Origin of the sequence: Natronomonas aquatica (genome assembly GCF_024449025.1) — an archaeon.
Lineage (GTDB): Archaea > Halobacteriota > Halobacteria > Halobacteriales > Haloarculaceae > Natronomonas > Natronomonas aquatica.
On sequence record NZ_JAHLKM010000002.1, the window covers coordinates 274,536 to 293,386 of the forward strand.

At 64.1% G+C, this 18,851-nt stretch carries 18 protein-coding genes; 12 read left to right on the forward strand and 6 right to left on the reverse strand.

The features are described 5' to 3' along the window. Positions 1–98: 98 nt before the first annotated feature. Positions 99–662, forward strand: a complete 564-nt coding sequence (locus KM295_RS03390; protein WP_256028459.1) for a nuclear transport factor 2 family protein — start codon at positions 99–101, stop codon at positions 660–662. Between the two features lie 134 nt (positions 663–796). On the opposite strand, the gene mobB is transcribed toward KM295_RS03390, so the two are convergent. Further along, on the reverse strand, positions 797–1,354 hold the full coding sequence (gene mobB / locus KM295_RS03395; protein ID WP_256028460.1) for a molybdopterin-guanine dinucleotide biosynthesis protein B: 558 nt from the start codon (positions 1,352–1,354) through the stop codon (positions 797–799). A gap of 177 nt (positions 1,355–1,531) precedes the next feature. On the opposite strand from mobB, the gene KM295_RS03400 reads away from it, so the two are divergent. Both KM295_RS03400 and KM295_RS03405 read left to right on the forward strand, forming a co-directional pair. Further along, positions 1,532–1,870 (forward strand): hypothetical protein, encoded by a 339-nt coding sequence (locus tag KM295_RS03400; protein ID WP_256028461.1) that lies wholly within the window; start codon positions 1,532–1,534, stop codon positions 1,868–1,870. Positions 1,871–1,926: 56 nt separating this feature from the next. Further along, positions 1,927–2,562: an HAD family hydrolase gene (locus tag KM295_RS03405; RefSeq protein ID WP_256028462.1), complete on the forward strand. Its 636-nt coding sequence runs from the start codon at positions 1,927–1,929 to the stop codon at positions 2,560–2,562. A gap of 76 nt (positions 2,563–2,638) precedes the next feature. Here KM295_RS03405 and KM295_RS03410 read toward each other — a convergent pair whose 3' ends face one another. After that, a complete protein-coding gene (locus KM295_RS03410) occupies positions 2,639–2,851 on the reverse strand; it encodes a hypothetical protein (protein WP_256028463.1) in 213 nt (70 codons plus the stop codon). A 117-nt stretch (positions 2,852–2,968) separates the two neighbouring features. Here KM295_RS03410 and KM295_RS03415 point away from each other — a divergent pair, with 117 nt between their 5' ends. Then, positions 2,969–3,586, forward strand: coding sequence for a class I SAM-dependent methyltransferase (locus KM295_RS03415; protein WP_256028464.1), 618 nt, complete (start codon positions 2,969–2,971; stop codon positions 3,584–3,586). A 27-nt stretch (positions 3,587–3,613) separates the two neighbouring features. Here KM295_RS03415 and aglF read toward each other — a convergent pair whose 3' ends face one another. Further along, complete coding sequence (gene aglF / locus KM295_RS03420) at positions 3,614–4,366, reverse strand: UTP--glucose-1-phosphate uridylyltransferase AglF (RefSeq protein ID WP_256028465.1); 753 nt, start codon at positions 4,364–4,366, stop codon at positions 3,614–3,616. A gap of 97 nt (positions 4,367–4,463) precedes the next feature. Between aglF and KM295_RS03425 the strand changes: the two genes are divergently transcribed. Continuing rightward, positions 4,464–5,858, forward strand: coding sequence for an MFS transporter (locus KM295_RS03425; protein ID WP_256028466.1), 1,395 nt, complete (start codon positions 4,464–4,466; stop codon positions 5,856–5,858). 67 nt (positions 5,859–5,925) lie between these two features. Then, positions 5,926–6,474: a CBS domain-containing protein gene (locus KM295_RS03430; RefSeq protein ID WP_256028467.1), complete on the forward strand. Its 549-nt coding sequence runs from the start codon at positions 5,926–5,928 to the stop codon at positions 6,472–6,474. Positions 6,475–6,501: 27 nt separating this feature from the next. On the opposite strand, the gene KM295_RS03435 is transcribed toward KM295_RS03430, so the two are convergent. After that, on the reverse strand, positions 6,502–6,864 hold the full coding sequence (locus KM295_RS03435; RefSeq protein ID WP_256028468.1) for a DUF555 domain-containing protein: 363 nt from the start codon (positions 6,862–6,864) through the stop codon (positions 6,502–6,504). Between the two features lie 302 nt (positions 6,865–7,166). Here KM295_RS03435 and KM295_RS03440 point away from each other — a divergent pair, with 302 nt between their 5' ends. The 4 genes from KM295_RS03440 (at position 7,167) to KM295_RS03455 (ending at position 10,569) form a co-directional block, all read left to right on the forward strand. After that, positions 7,167–7,346, forward strand: a complete 180-nt coding sequence (locus tag KM295_RS03440) for a hypothetical protein (protein WP_256028469.1) — start codon at positions 7,167–7,169, stop codon at positions 7,344–7,346. A 40-nt stretch (positions 7,347–7,386) separates the two neighbouring features. Beyond that, the gene (psmB, locus tag KM295_RS03445) at positions 7,387–8,106 is read left to right on the forward strand and encodes an archaeal proteasome endopeptidase complex subunit beta (RefSeq protein ID WP_256028470.1); all 720 of its coding nucleotides are present in this window, start codon (positions 7,387–7,389) and stop codon (positions 8,104–8,106) included. Positions 8,107–8,180: 74 nt separating this feature from the next. Beyond that, positions 8,181–9,824 carry an ATP-dependent DNA ligase LigA gene (gene ligA, locus KM295_RS03450; protein WP_256028471.1) on the forward strand — a complete coding sequence of 548 codons (1,644 nt, stop codon included), beginning with the start codon at positions 8,181–8,183 and terminating at the stop codon, positions 9,822–9,824. A 52-nt stretch (positions 9,825–9,876) separates the two neighbouring features. Further along, entirely contained in the window at positions 9,877–10,569 is a 693-nt protein-coding gene (locus KM295_RS03455) for an MBL fold metallo-hydrolase (protein ID WP_256028472.1), read from the forward strand. A 4-nt stretch (positions 10,570–10,573) separates the two neighbouring features. Here KM295_RS03455 and KM295_RS03460 read toward each other — a convergent pair whose 3' ends face one another. Continuing rightward, on the reverse strand, positions 10,574–11,680 hold the full coding sequence (locus tag KM295_RS03460) for a DNA topoisomerase IV subunit A (RefSeq protein WP_256028473.1): 1,107 nt from the start codon (positions 11,678–11,680) through the stop codon (positions 10,574–10,576). 1 nt (position 11,681) lies between these two features. Next, positions 11,682–14,075, reverse strand: a complete 2,394-nt coding sequence (locus tag KM295_RS03465; protein ID WP_256028474.1) for a DNA topoisomerase VI subunit B — start codon at positions 14,073–14,075, stop codon at positions 11,682–11,684. A gap of 258 nt (positions 14,076–14,333) precedes the next feature. Here KM295_RS03465 and gyrB point away from each other — a divergent pair, with 258 nt between their 5' ends. Both gyrB and gyrA read left to right on the forward strand, forming a co-directional pair. Next, on the forward strand, positions 14,334–16,253 hold the full coding sequence (gene gyrB, locus KM295_RS03470) for a DNA topoisomerase (ATP-hydrolyzing) subunit B (protein ID WP_256028475.1): 1,920 nt from the start codon (positions 14,334–14,336) through the stop codon (positions 16,251–16,253). Further along, entirely contained in the window at positions 16,250–18,787 is a 2,538-nt protein-coding gene (gene gyrA / locus KM295_RS03475; RefSeq protein WP_256028476.1) for a DNA gyrase subunit A, read from the forward strand. Before gyrB ends, gyrA begins: the two co-directional genes overlap by 4 nt. The last annotated feature ends 64 nt before the right edge of the window (positions 18,788–18,851 follow it).

An 18,851-nucleotide genomic window follows, 5' to 3' on the forward strand; every position in this document is an offset into this window, starting at 1 on the left:
ATTTGATCGACAGTTGCTTATCATTTAGTTCTACAAATTCATTTCCTTTGTAATAGAATCGATTTTATATCCCACGTGATGCTTTCTAAACTTGGAATATGACCGAAGTTGATAACGAAGCTATCCAAGAAGTGATCGATAAATTCGCTATCCATGAGCTGATGTCGGAATACGAAATGATGTATGATCATTTCCCTCTTCCACACGGAGGGGGGACAGGAGATTTCAACGCTTTTGACGAACTCGATAACATAGATATAGAAGATCACGTTGACGATTTTATGGAACTTTTCACCGACGATTGTGTTGTCGATTACGGCATACACGGACGGATCGAGGGAAAAAAAGCTCTACGTGATTTCCAGCTCGCCTACTTCAAAAAAGAGACCGAATTCGTCGATTGGTTCCACCTCGTTGCAAACCCATGGATCGAGGTTCACGACAACGAGGCCCGGGGAAAATGGAACTTTTTCGGTCCCTACATCATGGAAGGAGCCGGCGCTTGTTTCCACTTCTCGACGTATGACAACACATTCGTTAAAGACGATGGGGAATGGAAAATTGAAAATCTCAAATTGACTCTGAAATACATGTCCCCCTACGATGGAGGATGGGAAGACGTTCCGATAGACGACGTGTTCCTGTCCGGAGACTCGATGTAGAAGGGGCAGTTCGGATCGGTTCGAACTCTTTGTCTGCATTTTACCAATAGGGTATTCAGAGAACGTATCGAACAATTAACAGCCGCTGTTGTGACGTAGATCGTTACCGAAGTGCAAACGCAGTTGTACCATCTTCACCGGCGCGGGAGTGTTCCGGGCTCGACCGGGTCGGTGTCCTCGATCGCCGCCCGGAGCGTCCCGATCGACTCGTCGCCGGTCCCGATCCGGTTCGGGTCCGGGTCCGTTCCGGCGCCGGTCGCCGTCCCGTCACCTTCGCCGACGCGGATCGTCGGCAGAGGAGCGGCGCCGAACCCCTCGACGAGGACGATGTCGAACCCCCGTGAGGCGAGCCTATCGAGTGTGGCCCCGAGGGCCGCGAGTTCGGTAGCGGTGTCCGTCCGATCGGACCCCTTCCCACCGCGGGTGATCTCGAACGTGAACGCGGGCGTGATCCCGACGACGGTATCGGCGCCGGCGGTCCGGTGCCGATGGGTGTCCGTTCCGGGCGTGTCCGGTTCGATGTCGTGGTGGATCGACTTGACCGTCGCCACGCGTCTGTCCTCGAACGCCGAAACGAGCGCCTCCACGAGCGACGTCTTGCCCGCGTCGCTCGGCCCGATAATCGAGACGACCGTCGGTCGGTCTGGATCGCCCCTCTCTTCGGAGGTGTCGGTCGCGGATCGATCGGTCATGGACCGACTCCGTGTTCGATCCACCTAACGGCACCGGGAGCACGCCGGTTTTATTTATGTATTGTTAGCGCTCCATGCAGTGACCTCGGTCCGGGCGTTTTATTCGTGATGGCCCCATCCACAGGCAGCCCCCGACCGACGCGTCGAAAGACCGTTCGCGAGGGGTTATTTAAATCTATGGCAGGATTTCGAGACGCGATCCTGTCGGTACTGAGCACCGGCGGGACAGCGGCCGAGGAGGGAAGAAGGATGAGCCGTGGAGCCGGACCCGTCGGCAGACGAGCCGGCGGACGCACCGATGAAACAGCCCGACGAGGCGACGCTCGGGGGAGAGAGTCGGCGGACGAACGGATCGCTCGAGGGGATCGTCGCGGCCGCACAGGAGGCCGCCGACGGGATCGAAACCCGGGTCGAAACGTCTCCGAGCTGGCCGAAAAGCAGCGTGACGGCATCGAGGACATGGTCGATCATCTGCAGGAACTGTCGGCTGCCGACGCCGTCGAGACCGTCGAGTGAAGGGGCTGAGCGAGCCGACACAAGGCATTTGTCCGCCGCCGGCCTACGAACCTCGTATGAACGCGTCGTCGTACGACCGGTGGGTATTCGACCTCGACGGGACGCTCGTCGACGTCGAACCGTCGTACGTTCGGGACCTGCTCGGGCGGGTCGGCGCGCGACTCGGCTACTCGTTCACCGACCGGGAGGCCGACGCGCTGTGGCACGGCTTCGGCGGCGAGCGCAACGCCACCCTCGAAGCCGCCGGCCTCGATCCCGAGCGGTTCTGGGAGGTCTTTCACGACGAGGAGGACGCCGAGGCGCGCGCCGAGGCGACTTTCCTCTATCGGGACGCCGAACGCGTCGGCGAAATCGACGCCCCGACGGCGCTTGTCACCCACTGCCAGCGGTACCTGACGGAGCCGGTGCTCTCGTCGCTCGACATCGCCGACTGGTTCGACAGCGTCGTCTGCTGTACACCTGAGACGGGCTGGAAGCCCGATCCGAACCCGGTCGAACGGGCGCTTTCGGCCGCCGGCGCGGAGACCGGGCCGGGCGTGCTCGTCGGCGACGGTCCACACGACGTCGGCGCGGCCTGGAACGCGGGCCTCGACGGCGCCCACGTCGAGCGCCACGGCCACGAACGTCGAGGTCTCTGTGTCGTCGGCGATTACCGCCTCGGCGGGTTGGACGAGATCTCCGGGCTGACCTGATACTGTCGGTTATATATCGTGGAAAGTATCGCAGCAACGGGGCCGCGAACACGTCGAAATAGCTATAGCGACGGTATCAGTCGTAGCGATCGTCGTCGAGCGGGAGTTCGAAGTCGCCCTCCTCGATGCTCCCGACGACGGCCTCGAGAACGAGCCCTTCGCCGGTTTCTGGATCCGGGACCGCCAGCTTGATGCGGATGCCGTCGTCCGCCGACGAGATATCGAGGACGTCGGCGTCGGAGGGGTACAGGTACTCGGGATCGAGATAGCAGTCTGTTTCGTCCGCCATAGGCCACGGTTGACTGTCGGTCGGTTTGAGCCTTTCGGGGACGGCGATAACGACGCTATCGGGAAGTGTCGGATCGGAATCCGACAACTGTTAACCGTAGCTACCGTGGTTGACGGTATGGATCCTGAGGACAATCGCCGCGGCTGGGCGGAGCGCTCCGGGGCGTACTCCCCGGAGTATTACGCCGAGATCGGAACGAACGAGGTGAGCGAGACGCTCGCGGAGGTGTTCGATCACTACGTTCGCGAGGACGCCGCCGTCCTCGAACTCGGGTGTAGCTCCGGGCGGCACCTCGAATACCTACGAAAACGGGGATACACGGACCTCTCGGGCATCGACATAAACGAGACGTCCTTCGAGGTCATGGACGAACACTTTCCGGAACTGGCCGGGACGGGGACGTTTCACACCGGCGCGATCGAGGAGGCCCTCCCCGGGATCGACGACGACGCGTTCGACGTCGTTTACTCGGTCGAGACGCTCCAGCACGTCCACCCCGACGACGAGTGGGTGTTCGAGGAGATCGTCCGTGTCACCGACGACCTCCTGATCACGGCCGAAAACGAGGGTAACAGCCCGGATCGCGGACGGGACGACGCGAGGGTGAGCCACGTCCACGACGAGTTCCCGCTGTATCACCGCGACTGGAGGGCGGTGTTTTCGGACCTCGGGCTCGCACAGTTGCTCGAAGAGCCCGGCAAACGAGATACGGTTCGCGTGTTTCGGATCGTCTGAGAGGTTCGATCCGCCGTCCGTGGTCGGCTACTCCGAAGCCGCGCCGGTCGCCTCGGCGTCGGCCTCGAAGTCCCCCTGAATCCGGCGTTCGGCCTCCTCGCGGTCCTCGGGATACCCGACGTCGATCCGCCAGCCGTCCATCCGGATCGCGTCGATCGTCCGCCCCGAGTGGATCAGCAGATCGATCGCGTCGGAGAGTTCGTACTCGCCGCGGCCGGAGGGCTGGACGAGATGGCAGGCGTGGAAGATCGCCGGTGTGAACGTATAGAAGCCGGTCATCACGAGGTTCGTCGGCGGGTCGTCGGGTTTCTCGATCACCTCGACGATCTCGCCGTAGTCGTTGGTGTCACAGACGCCGTAGCGGGAGGCCTCCTCCCAGGGCACCTCCTCGACGAGGAAGGCGGCGTCGGTCCGGTTTTCCCGCTGTCGGTTGACCACGTCGGCGAGGTTCGCCTCGAAGACGTTGTCCCCGAGCATGAGCATGAAATCGTCGTCGACCTGCTCTTCGACGGTGAGAAGCGCGTGGGCCAGTCCCTTCGGCTCCCGCTGGTGGGTGTAGGTGATCGGGACGCCCTCGTAGGCGTCACCGTAGTGGTCGATGATCCTCTCTTTTCTGTAGCCGACGACGACCAGCAACTCGTCGGCGTCGAGTTCGAGCAGCCGGTCGAAACAGTGGCTCAGGATGGGTCGGCCGTCGACCTCGACGAGCGCCTTCGGTTTGTCCTCGGTGAGCGGCCGGAGGCGGGTCCCCTCTCCGGCGGCGAGTACGACTGCTTGCATACCCCCATGCTATCGTTCCCGGATCAAATCGTTTCCCCTTCCGCCCGACGGTGGCGACGGCAGTATCTTGATACTCTCCGGATACCCATACGCATCTATGGCCCGAGAGCAGGCCGAGGCTGCCGGTCCGATCGACGCCTTCCGGGGGTTCTTTTCGCTCCGGCGGGACGTGATGGTACTTTCGCTCGCGATGTTCGCCTTCAGTCTCGGCTTCCAGATGACGACCCGGTTCCTCCCGGAGTACATGATCGCACTCGGGGCCTCGGGGTTCGTCGTCGGGCTGTTCGGTACGTTCGGTAACGTCATCTCGGCGGTATACCCGTATCCGGGCGGGGCGATCTCGGATCGCCTCGGCTCGCGGTACTCGCTGACGCTTTTCGGGGTGCTCTCGACGCTCGGGTTCGTCGTCTGGCTGATCGCGCCGGGGATCGGGACCGTCGCCCTCGGAGGGCTCACGGTCCAGCCTTGGATCTGGGTCTTCGTCGGATTGCTGCTCGCGCAGGCCTGGAAGTCCTTCGGGCTCGGGGCCTCTTTCGCCGTGGTCAAGCAGGCGACCGATCCCTCGCGTCTGGCGGCGGGGTTCGCCAGCACGGAGGTGTTCCGCCGCAGTGCCTTCCTCGTCGGACCGGTTCTGGCGGCGGTACTCATCGGTCTCCACCCCGATTTCACCGTCAGCTTCCGGTACGCGCTGGCGGTCGCGGTCGTCTTCGGGGCTGTCGGGACCGTCGTCCAGCATTACCTCTACGACGCCGGGGGGGATTCGGTCGGCGACTCCCTCGAGAGCCTGGCCCGGATCCGCCGGGATCTCCGGGAGATGCCCGGACCGATGCGGCCGCTTTTGATCGGCGACACGCTCGTGCGGTTCGCCAACGGCATGGTCTACGTGTTTTTCATCCTGGTCGTGACGCAGTTCCTCGAGGTCGGGCTCGAGGCGTCGGTCTCTGTCGCGGGTTTCGGCTACGACGTCAGCCTCTCGCCGGCAGCCTTCTTCGGGTATCTGCTCGGGATCGAGATGCTGATCGCGCTGGTCTCGATGCCGATCGCCGCCAAGGGCGCCGAGTACGTCGGGCTCAAGCCGGTCGTCGGGCTCGGGTTCGTCGTCTATGCGGTCTTTCCGGTTATCCTGATCAACGCGCCGGCGAGCGCCGCCGCGATGGTCGCAGTCTTCGCCTTTTCGGGGCTCCGGTTCGCGGGTCTCCCGGCCCACAAGGCCCTGATCGTCGGCCCGGCCGAACGCGGTGCCGGCGGCCGGGTCACCGGGACCTACTATCTCGTCCGCAACACGATCGTTATCCCGAGTGCCGCGATCGGCGGCGCGCTCTGGGACGGCCTCCGGCTCCCCGAGGCGATACTGGGCGTTTCGGTCCCCGGCGGCGGCGTCGAATACTGGGGCGGGAATCCAACCGTCGCTTTCGGCGTCGCCACCGTTATCGGGCTGGTCGGGACCGGATACTTCATCACGTTCGGAAAGGAGTTCGAAGCCTACGCCTGACCCGGCCCCGACCCGGGCGGGATCCGGCAGGGGAAGACTTTTGAATAACTGTGAGTTATCGATCCGTATGGGAACCGATCTACCGACCCCGGCGGATCTGAAAGAGCGCCGCACGGAACTCGGCTTGACACAGAGCGAACTGGCGGATCGGGCCGACGTCTCACAGCCGCTGATCGCGCGCATCGAGGGCGACGACGTCGACCCACGGCTCTCGACGCTTCGTAGCATCGTCACCGCGCTCGACGATGCCGAAAGCGCCGTCATACACGCCGGGGACATCATGCACGAGGGCGTCGTCAGTATCGCGCCCGACGACAGCGTCCGGACGGCGATCGATGTCATGGTCAAGGAAGGATACTCCCAGTTGCCGGTCGTCCGTGACGACCGCCCTCAGGGGATCATCTCCAACTCCGATATCCGTCAACTGGAGTCGGAGAACGCCGCCGAACTCCCGGTCGCCGACGCGATGCGGGAGGCGATCACGACGGTCGAACCTGAGGCGACGCTGGACGAGGTCAACGCCCACCTCAACCACCAGGACGCAGTGATGGTCGTCACCGACGGCCGGCTCCGCGGAATCATCACTGAAGCCGACGTCGCGGCACACATCTCCTGAGGCCGCAGCGTAGGACCCGCGGTCGGGTCAGTTCTCGGCGTCGTCGCTTTCGGTCTCGAACGTTTCGATCACTTTCAGCGGCACGTCGCGCAGCGCCCCGCCGATCTCGCTTTTCGCGATCCGGGCGGCGTGCTGTTCGCTGTCGGCGTTGAACACTTCCATCTCGAGTCCGAGCCCGACGAGCGCCGTCTCGGCGGCGATAAACGCCGAATCGAACGGCTCCCCGCAGGCCGGACAGGGCGTCGAACCGACCTCCACCTCGACGTAGTCCATGTCGTCTTCGTTGAGCCGGCGTCCGGCCTCGCTCACGGCGACGCCGATGGCGTCGTCGATCTCCTCGACGTCCCGCACCAGCCATGCCGCTTCCATCGCGACGAGATAGTTGCTCATACGTGATCCGAACGGTGGGTGACGGATAGCCCTATTGTTTCGGGTTCGCGGTTGTCGGTTGCCCGACGCCCGACGGGCCGGCGGTGCGCACGTCACGGTCATTATCTCCATAACTTATGCTGATGACCACGCTGGCCTATCCGTGATATCCGTCCGATCCGGAGATATACAAATAAAGAATGCTTCAGAACAAATAAAACTTAACCGCTGGACTGAAGCCGGATGGTTGGTCATAATTTATCAGACATCTATCGAGACATCGGGAAAGTATATATATCACCGTCCGTTTGCGGCTGTATACGATGACACGAACCCCGTACCGGGCCGCCGTACTCGCCCTGTATCAGATCAGCGTCCTGCTCGGCATCGTGCTTTTGCCGGTCGCACTCCTCGCGAACCGCGCCGGAATCCCGTTCCCGCTCGGGCGGCTCCTCGGTCGGATCGACTCGGCGTACGAACGGACGGCGGTCGCCCAGAGCTAACCGGAAGGTTTTATCAGCGCTCGGCTTCTACTGAGATTTAATGCGTCAATCCGACTTTTCCCTGCCGCGTACCGGACAGGACCACACCGTCTCGCCGTACGAGCCGGAACTCGGTGACGTCCCGTCCAACGATCTCTCGACGGACGACCTCGAGAACGTCAGCAAGACCGGGACGACCACCATCGGTATCTCGACTGCCGAGGGCGTCGTCATCGCCACCGACATGCGCGCCTCCCTCGGCGGCCGCTTCGTCTCCAACAAGGACGTCCAGAAGGTCGAACAGATCCACCCTTCGGCCGCGCTGACGCTCGTCGGGAGCGTCGGCGGCGCCCAGTCGTTTATCCGCTCGCTTCGGGCCGAGGTGAACCTCTATGAGGCCCGCCGCGGCGAGGACATCTCGATCGGCGCGCTCGCGACGCTGGCCGGCAACTTCGCCCGCGGCGGTCCGTTCTTCGCAATCAACCCTATCCTGGGGGGCGTCGACGACGACGGCCACCACGTCTACTCCATCGATCCCGCCGGCGGCGTCATGGAGGACGACTACACCGTCACCGGCTCGGGCCTCACGGTCGCCTACGGAACGCTCGAACGCGAATACGAAGACGACATGACCAACGAAGAGGCAAAGCGAGTCGCCGCCTCGGGTATCAAAGCCGCCGTCGAACGGGATACCGGCTCCGGCAACGGCGTCTTCCTCGCGACCGTCACCGAGGGCAACGTCGACATCAAGGGTCACAAGGACTTCGACGAGGTCCTGTAATCGGCGGTCCCTGACGAACCGCCCGTCGGTTCGATCCGCGCCCTTTTAATCGGCGTTGTGAGTACGTTACCCCGATGGACTTTGCCGACTTCGCCGCCCGGGCCGCAGCTATCGAGGGCGAGTCCGCGGATCTCGAGACCATCGGCCTCGTCGCCGACCTCTTTGGGGACGCGGGCGAGGACCTCGGGGCGGTCGCCCGGTTCGTCCAGGGCCGGATCGTCCCCGCCCACGACGATACCAAACTCGACGTCGGGCCGACGCTCTGTTATGAGGCGCTGGCCAGGGCGGCCGGGAGGAACGTCTCGGCCGCCGACGTCGAGGCCGAGCTCGCAGCGGTCGGCGAGATCGGCGCAGTCGCCGAATCGCTCGATCTCGGCGGGCAACGCGGCCTCGAAGCCTTCGGTGACGGGACGCCGGATCCCCTCACTGTCGCCGAGGTTCAGCGGACGCTGCGTTCGATCGCGACCGCCTCCGGCGGCGGGAGCACCGACACCAAACGCAACACGCTGTTCGGCCTGTTCAACCGGGCCGAGCCGCTGGAGGCCCGATACCTTGCCCGGCTCGTCCTCGGGGAGATGCGGATCGGGGTCGGTGAAGGGACGGTGCGGGACGCGGTCGCCGAGGCCTTCGAGGCGTCCACGGAGGCGGTCGAGCGTGCCCTGCAGGTCTCCAACGACTGTGGCGTCGTCGCTCGGACGGCCCGCGAGGACGGCGAGGCGGGGCTCTCGGCGATCCGCCTGCGCGTCGGCCGCCCGGTCAAGGCAATGTTGGCCCAGACCGGAACGGCGATCGAGGCGATCGAATCCTGGGGTGACGCCGCCGTCGAAACGAAGTTCGACGGGGTCAGAGTACAGATCCACTACGACGGCGAGACGCCCCGGCTGTTCTCCCGGAACCTCGAGGACGTGACCGACTCTCTCCCCGAGGTGGTCGACGCCGTCGAGCGTTCGATCGACGTTCCGGCAATACTCGACGGGGAGGTCGTCGCGGTCGACCCCGACGGGACGCCGCTGCCGTTCCAGGAGGTCCTCCGGCGGTTCCGCCGGAAACACGACGTCGCCGCGGCCCGCGAGGACGTCGCTGTCGAACTCCACGCTTTCGACTGTCTGCACGTCGACGGCGAGGATCTGCTCGATACGCCGCTGGAACGCCGGCACGAACGGCTTCGGGAGCGTTTGCCCGACGCCGCCGTCGATCTCACGGTTTCGGACGATCCCGATGCGATCGCCGATCTCGAGTCCGAGGCGCTCTCGAAGGGCCACGAAGGGATCATGCTCAAGAACCCCGAATCGACCTACACGCCGGGAAAGCGTGGTCAAAACTGGCTCAAGCGGAAGCCAGACGTCGAGACGCTGGATCTCGTCGTCACCGGAGCCGAGTGGGGCGAGGGTCGACGAGCGAACCTCTTCGGGACGTTCGTCGTTTCGGTCCGAACCGACGACGGTTACGAACCGGTCGGGAAGGTCGCGACGGGAATCACCGACGGGGAACTCGAAACGCTTCACGAGCGGCTCGAACCGCACGTCCGATCGGAGACCGGCACCGAGGTCGACATCGAACCGGCGGTCGTTTTCGAGGTCGGGTACGAGGAGATCCAGCGGTCGCCGACCTACGGGTCGGGGTATGCGCTCCGGTTTCCGCGGTTCGTCGGGATCAGGGAGGACAAGTCCCCGGCGGACGCCGACAGCCTCGAACGGCTCCGACGGCTGTACTCCTGATGCGGGGGCGGGGAACCGGCGGATTTGTATCGGTCGGCCACGTTCTACCGATATGATCGAGTGCGAGGACGTCTCCGTGTCGTGGCTCGGCTATGCGACCATCCGGATCGAGGGCGCCGGAACGGTGGTGTACCTCGACCCCGGGCGATACGGCGTACTGGAGTGGTACGACGGTGGCGACGGCGACGTGGTCTGTGTGTCCCACGATCACCACTACGACAGCGACGGAATCCGGACCGTCGCCGAGAGCGATGCCGATCTCGTCGTTTTCGAGGGGCTCAACACCCACCGGATCGACCGCCCCGTCGAACGACCGGCGGATCTCCCGTTCGACGTCCGGACCGTCGATACCGCTGCCGATATCGCGGCCGGCGAGGCGATCGTCCGGACGACGGCGGCGTACAACGAGCCCGGGGGGCCACGCGTCCGGGAGAACGGCGAGCCGTACCATCCGGAAGGGTTCGGCTGTGGCTTTCACGTCACGCTCGGGGGGACGTCAGTGTACTACCCCGGGGATACGGACGTCCTCGAGGGCCACGATCGGCTCGACGTGGACGTCTTCTGTCCGCCGATCGGCGGTACGTTCACCATGGACCGACACGAAGCCGCCGACCTCGCGGCGGCGCTGGATCCCGCCGCCGTCGTCCCGGTCCACTACGATACCTTCGAGGCGATCGAGGCCGACGCCGAGGCCTTCGCTGCCGATCTTTCGGACCGCGGCGTCCGGGTCGAACTGGACGGGTAACGGCCTACAGCACGCCCATCTCCCCGAGCCGCTCGGGCAGATACGTATCGGTCACGAAATCCAGCCCCCGGGAGGCGAGCGCCTGCTGTTCGGCCTTCTTGCCGATATCGAGCTGGAGTTCGATCTGCTCTCGCCAGTAGTCGCTCTGGAACCGGGGATCGTCGAGTTCGCTCTCTAAGGCGTTGATATCCGAGTCGCTGAGCGGGTCCGTCGGGAGGTCGTAGTTGACGATGTCGACCGGCTGGATGCCGACGTACTCGGCGGCCGGCGTCGCGAGGTACTCAGAGAGGTGCGCCGATTTGATCGAGCCATAGGAGACCGACGCGTAGATCCGATACGACCAGGGGTCGCCGTCACAGAAGACGACCACCGGCAACTCGAGTTCGTCGTGGAGCCGCCTGGTGATCCGGCGGGTCGCCCGCGCGGGCTGGCCCTTCAGGTGGACGACGATCACGTTGTACTCCTCGTCGAAGCCGTTCTCGACGAGCCGATCGCGCATGCCGCCGGTCTCGACACACAGCACGAAGTCCGCGTCGTGATCGAGGAACTCGATCGTATCGGGGTTGTTCGGGATCTGGTAGCCTCCCTCACCGACGTCCTCCTGGCAGTGGATATCGCGTTCGCCGCGGCGGGTCTGCTCGCGGAGAAACAGCGGTCCCATGATCGTCGCGCCCGATTCTTCGGGTCGCATGTGGAAGTCCTCCCGGGTCACCTCGCTGACGATCTCTAAGTCCTCGACGAGCTGGTTGGACTCGTCTTGGTCGTTGAACTGTGCACGCTCTTCGTCCCACGACTCCGAGAGGTAATACAGCTCACGCAGCGTCGAGGAGCGGTCCTGATCGAGCTGTTCGGCGAGGAACTCGATCGTGTAGATCGCTTTCAGGAGCTTCTGTGCGCCGCGGACGCTGTTGGCCGAGCGGGTCGAGGTCCGGTCGCCGTAGACCCAGACGTCCTTTTTTTCATCGAAGACGATGTTGCTTTTCGTCCGGGTGGGAATCTCCATCTCCGGAACCGTCCCCTCGGCGAACTGGTCGTAGAACTCGCTCGCCAGCTCGATGAGCCGTTTTCGGGCGAGTTCGTCCTTCACGTCGGAATCTGATTCGGTACTCATGTTATGCGTTGATCGTAAGTTTCTCGCCTTCGATGCCCTCGACGGAGACGTCGAACGCGACGTCGTCGCCGGTCTCGTACTCCAGCGTCGCCGTCTCGCCGCTTCCGACGGTCGGCGACCACTTCATGAACCACTCGCCGTCCATCTCGACGACGGTCGCGCCGTCCGGATCGCCGGGGTCGTCGGTCACGATCTCGGTGATCTCCGGGGCGACGTTCGTCCCGCCGTAGTTGTGGACCGACAGCCGGACGCTCGATCCCTCGACTGTCCGCTCGATCAGGACGTTGTTCATGATACGGGCCAGCGAGTCCTCGATATCGAGGGACTCACGCCCGGTGACTTCCGAGAGCTTCTCGGCCATCTCCGGGAGGATATCCGCGATGACGTTCTGCTTGCGTTTCCGTTTCTGCAGCGACCGCTGCTTTTTCAGGTGGGAGTTGAGTTCCCGCCCGGCCTCCTGCAGTGCGAGTCTGAGTTCGTCCTCGATTTCGGGGATATTCGCGACCGCGTCCTTCGATTCGCTGGTGAACGGAACGCTCGTGGAGGCGATATGGACCATCAGGACCGCCGGGCCGTTCGGCATCCCGCTGCCGCCCGGCTGATCGAGGCCGTAGTTGCGCCAGTTGACGTTCTTGAGCACGTCGACGGTCGCACAGGCCCCGCGCTGGTAGACCAGCGGGACCCGGTTGGCGAACCGCAGGACCTCGACGCCGCCGTCGGACTCGATTTCGCCGCCGTAGGCGATCCCGACCTCGACGACGAACGGATCGCCGCCGTGGACCGACGCGTCCCGGGTTACCGAAGTGTAGAAGTCGGCGTCGTATTCCTTCTTCAGGCCGGCGAGGACGAGCTCTTCTGAGATCGGCGCCAGACAGTCCGTCGGCGGCGCGAGGATGTCCGTCTCCCGCATCGCTTCCAGCAGTTGGGCCGCAGTGTCCCTGTCGGCGGCGACGTCCCTGACGTTCGGCGGATCGTCGGGGACCGTCACCGACCGCTCCCAGACCGCCTCGGTGACGTTTCCCCGCGCCGTCTCGCCGAACGTCGCGTCGTCGAACTCCTCGGTGGCGTCGGCCGATCGGTCGACGAACTCCCGGAGCCTTTCGCGGGTGAGCCGGTTGCGCTGATCGTCCTGTCCGTCGAACTTGTCGGCGAGCCGTCCCGCCAGACCCTCGATCGCGGCGTCGTCCTTCCGGCTCGTCGTCGCTCTATCGACGAGTTCATAGGAGTCGGCCGACCGATCCATGACGACCGTAGACCAGGCGGCCTCGACGGCGTTTCCCCTGACCGTCGAACCGAACGTCTCGTCGAACTCGGCCTCGATTTCGTCGGCGAGGTCGTCGACGAGCCCCGCGAGTTCGGCGTTGGCGATCCGGTCTCGGTCGCCGACGTCGTCGGCCAGCCGTTCGGCGAAAGCCGCCGTCGCCGCCGCGCTTTTGTTCGCGACGGCGTCGGCGACGGCCGATTCGACGTCCCCGTCGGCGTGGGTCCGTGGCGGTCGCCAGGCCACCTCGCGGCCGAAGTGTCTATCGCGGAAGTTATCGAGGACGCTGTCGGCGGTCTTGGCGCCGACGCGGGTGAACTCCCCCTGCAGGAAGCCCGAAAGCGAGTACGAGTCGGTCGCCTCGAGCATCTTCAGAAGCGTCCCGAGTTCGACGCCGTGGGGATGTGGTCTGATCTCCTCGGTCTCCGGCGGGAGTTCGTCGGTCGCCCGTTCGAACTTGAACGACGCGTCGGGCTCCTCGAACTCGATCCGCGCGTGGGGGTTGACCACGGCGGTGTACTGAACGTAGTTGTGGAGCTGCTTTCGCGCCCGCATGTTGCCCTCCATCTCCATCTCGATTCTGGTGCCGTGGGGGCGTTCCCACGTCGTTTCGGATTCGACGTCGATCTCGGGTTCGTTCGTGTCCGTATCGATCGTGAGCTCGAAGTAGCGGGCCCCGTCGCCGTTCTCGGTCTTCGAAGTTATCTTGGCCGGCTTGCCCGAGGTGAGTTGCGAGTACAGGACGGCCGCCGAAATGCCGATTCCTTGCTGTCCTCGCGTCTGTGCACGGGTGTGAAACCGAGAGCCGTACAGAAGCTTCCCGAAGACTTTCGGGACCTGTTCTTTCGTGATACCGGGGCCGTTGTCCTCGACGACGAGTCGGTAGTAGCCGCCGACCTCCTCGATCTCGATGTAGACGTCCGGAAGGATGCCGGCCTCTTCGGTCGCGTCGAGAGCGTTGTCGACGGCCTCCTTGACGGCCGTGACGAGCGCTTTGGCGTCGCTGTCGAAGCCGAGCATCTGTTTGTTCTTCTCGAAGAACTCGGCGATGGAGATGGAGCGTTGGCTCTCGGCGAGCTCCTCGGCGATCGCTTCACCGCCGCCCTCCCCGAGTTGCGACTGAAACGAGGTCATCTACCGGGAGGTAAACCCCCCGGGACGTAAAACCCCGTCGGGACCACGGTGAAAGTAATCGTCCGCGTCTCCTCGCGGGTCGACACGAGCGCCTCGTCGCCGCCATCGGAACCGGGATCGTCGTCGGCGGCTCGGCCGTTCACAGGCGTTTTCCCCGAACGAGCGCTTGAATCCCGTTTCCACGAACCAACTGGATTCTCGCCCGCGCGCGTGCGAGCCATTTATCACCGTGGGGTTGCAAGCGGTTGTACGTATCAGATGTCTCAGGATAACGAATACAGCGCCGGACAGATACAGGTCCTGGAAGGGCTCGAAGCCGTCCAGAAGCGTCCGGCGATGTACGTCGGGTCGACGGACTCCCGTGGCCTCCATCATCTCGTCTACGAGGTCGTGGACAACTCCATCGACGAAGCTCTCGCCGGATACTGTGACACCATCGAGGTCGTATTGAACGACGATGGATCCGTCACCGTCCGGGACGACGGCCGCGGGATCCCGGTCGACACCCACGCGGAGTACGACCGCCCGGCCGTCGAGGTCATCATGACGGTGCTACACGCCGGCGGGAAGTTCGACAGCAAGTCCTATCAGGTCTCCGGCGGGCTCCACGGCGTCGGCGTCTCGGTCGTCAACGCCCTCTCGAAGTGGCTCGAGGTCGAGATCAGACGCGACGGGGCGGTCTGGCGTCACCGCTTCGATCACGGCCAGCCGGAGGGCGACCTCGAACGGGTTCAGGGGATCCCCTCCGACGAGGGAACCGGCACGGAGATCCGCTTTTGGCCCGACGGCGAGATCTTCGATACCACGGCGTTCGATTACTCGACGCTCCGCGCGCGGCTCCGGGAGCTGGCCTTCCTCAACCCCGGCGTCGAGATCGCGATCCGCGACGAGCGAACCGACGACGGGGAGACGACGACCTTCGAGTACGAGGGCGGGATCCGGGAGTTCGTCGCCTACCTCAACGAGACGCGGGATATCCTCCACGAGGACATCGTTTATTTCGAGAACGATGAAGACGACATCCACGTCGAGGTCGCCATGCAGGCGACGGCGGGCGTCCAGGGATCGATCCACGCTTTCGCAAACAACATCAACACCCGGGAGGGCGGGACCCACCTGACCGGTTTCAAAACGGCGCTCACCCGGGTCGTCAACGATTACGCGACCGACAACGGCATGCTGTCGGATCTCGACGGCACCCTGAAAGGCGAGGACATCCGCGAGGGGCTGACGGCCGTCATCTCGATCAAACACCCGGATCCGCAGTTCGAGGGCCAGACCAAGACGAAACTCGGCAACGGCGAGGTAAGAGGGATCGTCGAGGGGACCGTCCACGAGGAACTGTCGACGTACCTCGAGGAACACCCCGACACCGCCGAGGCGATCGTCTCCAAGGCCGTCGAGGCGGCGAAAGCACGCAAGGCAGCCAAGAAGGCCGAGGAGCTGACCCGCCGGAAATCCGCGCTCGAATCCACTTCCCTGCCCGGCAAACTCGCGGACTGTCAGAGCCAGGAGCCGGGGGACGCGGAACTGTTCATCACCGAAGGCGACAGCGCCGGCGGGAGCGCAAAGCAGGGTCGCAATCCCGAATTCCAGGCGATCCTCCCGATCCGCGGGAAGATCCTCAACGTCGAGAAACACCGCCTCGATCGCATCCTCGAGAACAACGAGATCCGAAACCTGATCACGGCGATCGGGACCGGGATCGGCGAGGAGTTCGACATCGAGGACGCCCGGTATCACAAGGTCATCCTTCTGTGTGATGCCGACGTCGACGGTGCCCACATCAGAACGCTGCTTTTGACCTTCTTCTATCGGCATATGACCCCGCTTTTGGAGGCCGGCTACGTGTACGCCGCCCAGCCGCCCCTCTATCGGATCCGGTACAACGGCGAGACCTACGACGCGATGACCGACGCCGAACGCGACCGGATCGTAACGGAGGTCTGTGACGGCTCGCCCGATCAGGTCCAGCGGTTCAAGGGTCTCGGCGAGATGAATCCCGAACAGCTCTGGGCGACGACGATGGACCCCGAGAACCGCATCCTCAAGCAGATCACCGTCGAGGACGCGGCGGCGGCAGACCGGATGTTCAGCGTCCTGATGGGCGATGCCGTCGGCCCGCGAAAGCAGTTCATCAAAGAACACGCCGAAGATGCCGAGTGGATCGACATATGAGTTCGGACCTACCCGAAACCCCCGACGTTCCGGCCGAGAAGGTAGAGCCCGTCCGTATCGAGGACGAGATGGAGCAGTCCTACATCGATTACGCGATGAGCGTCATCGTCGGGCGCGCACTCCCCGACGCCCGTGACGGTCTCAAGCCCGTCCAGCGCCGCATCCTCTATGCGATGAACGAGATGGGAGTCTCCTCCCGGTCGGGCCACCGCAAGTCATCCTCAATCGTCGGCGAGACGATGGGGAACTACCACCCCCACGGCGATTCGGCCATCTACGACGCCCTCGCACGCATGGCACAGGATTTCTCGCTCCGGTATCCGCTCGTCGACGGTCAGGGGAACTTCGGCTCCGTCGACGGGGATCCGCCCGCGGCGATGCGGTACACCGAGACACGAATGGCGCCGATCGCCGAGGAACTGCTCGCGGACATCGAGAAGGATACCGTCGACTTCGGGAGCAACTACGACGACCGGCTGACCGAGCCAGAGGTGTTGCCGTCGCGGATCCCGAACCTGCTGGTCAACGGGGCCTCCGGAATCGCCGTCGGGATGTCGACCAACATCCCGCCGCATAACCTCGGGGAAACCGTCGACGCGGCGATCCATCTCGTCGACAATCCCGACTGTTCCGTGGCCGATCTCATCGACACCCCGGACTCGAAGGGGTATATCAAGGGACCCGACTTCCCGACCGGAGCGAACATCGTCAACCGCGAAGGGATCTGGGACGCCTACACCGGGGGTCGCGGTCGGCTCCGCGTGCGGGCCGAGATCGAGACCGAATACACCGACCGCGGCGGTGACCGGCTCCTCATCACGGAGCTACCGTATCAGGAGAACAAGGCACGACGGATCGAGCGGATCGCCGAGGACGTAAACGAGGGCAAGATCGAGGGGATCAGCGATATCCGCGACGAATCCGACCGGAGCGGGATTCGGGTCGTCATCGAGTGCAAACGCGGCGCGAACGTCGACGTCGTGAAAAACCAGCTACTCGAGCACCACCTCGAGAACACGTTCTCGGTCATCTCGCTCGCGTTAGTCGACGACCAGCCCCGCGTTTTGAACCTGAAAGAGCTCCTTGAGCAGTTCGTCGCCCACCGGCGGACCGTCGTCAGGCGGCGATCGCAGTTCGAACTCGACGAGGCGAAAGACCGGGCGCACATCCTCGAGGGGCGGCTCGTCGCCCTCGATAACGTCGACGACGTCGTCGAGATCGTCCAAAACAGCGAGGACAGAGACGGGGCGATGGCGGGGCTACGGGAGGCGTACGACCTCACAGCGGAGCAGGCCGAACACATCGTCCGGATGCAGCTCGGGTCGCTCACTTCGATGGAAGCCGGCGAGATCGAAGCCGAGTACGGGGACGTCCAGGCGGAGATCGACCGGCTAGAGACGATTCTCGGGGACGAAAGCGAACTCTCGGAGGTCGTCAAGACGGAACTCCGCGAGATCAAAGGCGAGTACGACGACGACCGGCGGACGGAGGTCATCCAGGACGCCGGTTCGGTGACGCGCGAGGATCTCATCGCCGAGGAGGACGTCGTCGTCGCCGTCTCCGAGTCCGACTACGTAAAACGGATGCCGCTCTCGGAGTTCGATCCCCAGCACCGCGGCGGCAAGGGGATCATCGGCGCCCGTCCGAAGGAGGGCGACCGGATCTCGACGGTCTTTACCGCCTCGACGCACGATTATCTGCTCTGCTTTACCAACCGGGGGCAGGTCTACCGGCTGAAGGTGTTCGAACTCCCCGAGATGGGTCGGACGGCCCGCGGGACGTCGGCGATCAACATCATCGATCTCGACGACGGCGAAGAGATCACCGCCGTCGTCAACACCGACGACATCGATTCGGGGCATCTCGCGATGGCGACGCGCCGCGGATACGTGAAACGGACCGCCGTCTCGGCGTTCGAGAACGTCCACTCCGGCGGGATCCGGGCGATCAGCCTCGAAGACGACGACTCGCTCGTCGACGTCGAGGTCACGTCCGGCGAGGGAGACCTCCTTCTCGGTACCCGAAACGGGATGACGATCCGCTTTGCCGAATCGGACGCCCGGCCGATGGGCCGGTCGGCGCGGGGCGTCAACGGGATCGACCTCGAGGGGGACGATCGGGTCGCCGGACTCGTCGCCGCGGGGAGTGACGACGACCGGCGTGATCTGCTCACCGTGACGAAAAACGGGTACGGAAAGCGGACGCCGTTGTCGGAGTATCGCCGCCAATCCCGGTACGGGAAGGGACTCATCGACATCAAAACCGACGATCGAAACGGTCCGGTCTGTTCGATCAACGCGGTTTCCGGCGACGACGGGCTCGTCATTATGACCGAATCCGGACAGATAATGCGGACTCAGGTCGAGGAGGTCTCGACTGTCGGACGAAACACCAAGGGCGTCGTCGTCATGCGGCTAGACGAGACCGACCGCGTGGCCGGCGTGGACGTCGTCGACAACACCGACTCCGAGGGGGACGTCGACGCCGCTGCTGATACCGACGACGACAACGACAACGACGACGACGGCCAGTAGCGATCGGCGGCTCCGGTTGGCCACGCGATGGTTCTTCCGTCCGTCTCGTGGGTAACCGGTTCCT

Excerpts from the sequence above, each read along its gene's own strand:
- KM295_RS03390 (WP_256028459.1), top strand. The coding sequence starts at position 99 with ATGACCGAAGTTGATAACGAAGCTATCCAAGAAGTGATCGATAAATTC.
- mobB (WP_256028460.1), bottom strand. The coding sequence starts at position 1,354 with ATGACCGATCGATCCGCGACCGACACCTCCGAAGAGAGGGGCGATCCA.
- KM295_RS03400 (WP_256028461.1), top strand. The coding sequence starts at position 1,532 with ATGGCAGGATTTCGAGACGCGATCCTGTCGGTACTGAGCACCGGCGGG.
- KM295_RS03405 (WP_256028462.1), top strand. The coding sequence starts at position 1,927 with ATGAACGCGTCGTCGTACGACCGGTGGGTATTCGACCTCGACGGGACG.
- KM295_RS03410 (WP_256028463.1), bottom strand. The coding sequence starts at position 2,851 with ATGGCGGACGAAACAGACTGCTATCTCGATCCCGAGTACCTGTACCCC.
- KM295_RS03415 (WP_256028464.1), top strand. The coding sequence starts at position 2,969 with ATGGATCCTGAGGACAATCGCCGCGGCTGGGCGGAGCGCTCCGGGGCG.
- aglF (WP_256028465.1), bottom strand. The coding sequence starts at position 4,366 with ATGCAAGCAGTCGTACTCGCCGCCGGAGAGGGGACCCGCCTCCGGCCG.
- KM295_RS03425 (WP_256028466.1), top strand. The coding sequence starts at position 4,464 with ATGGCCCGAGAGCAGGCCGAGGCTGCCGGTCCGATCGACGCCTTCCGG.
- KM295_RS03430 (WP_256028467.1), top strand. The coding sequence starts at position 5,926 with ATGGGAACCGATCTACCGACCCCGGCGGATCTGAAAGAGCGCCGCACG.
- KM295_RS03435 (WP_256028468.1), bottom strand. The coding sequence starts at position 6,864 with ATGAGCAACTATCTCGTCGCGATGGAAGCGGCATGGCTGGTGCGGGAC.
- KM295_RS03440 (WP_256028469.1), top strand. The coding sequence starts at position 7,167 with ATGACACGAACCCCGTACCGGGCCGCCGTACTCGCCCTGTATCAGATC.
- psmB (WP_256028470.1), top strand. The coding sequence starts at position 7,387 with ATGCGTCAATCCGACTTTTCCCTGCCGCGTACCGGACAGGACCACACC.
- ligA (WP_256028471.1), top strand. The coding sequence starts at position 8,181 with ATGGACTTTGCCGACTTCGCCGCCCGGGCCGCAGCTATCGAGGGCGAG.
- KM295_RS03455 (WP_256028472.1), top strand. The coding sequence starts at position 9,877 with ATGATCGAGTGCGAGGACGTCTCCGTGTCGTGGCTCGGCTATGCGACC.
- KM295_RS03460 (WP_256028473.1), bottom strand. The coding sequence starts at position 11,680 with ATGAGTACCGAATCAGATTCCGACGTGAAGGACGAACTCGCCCGAAAA.
- KM295_RS03465 (WP_256028474.1), bottom strand. The coding sequence starts at position 14,075 with ATGACCTCGTTTCAGTCGCAACTCGGGGAGGGCGGCGGTGAAGCGATC.
- gyrB (WP_256028475.1), top strand. The coding sequence starts at position 14,334 with ATGTCTCAGGATAACGAATACAGCGCCGGACAGATACAGGTCCTGGAA.
- gyrA (WP_256028476.1), top strand. The coding sequence starts at position 16,250 with ATGAGTTCGGACCTACCCGAAACCCCCGACGTTCCGGCCGAGAAGGTA.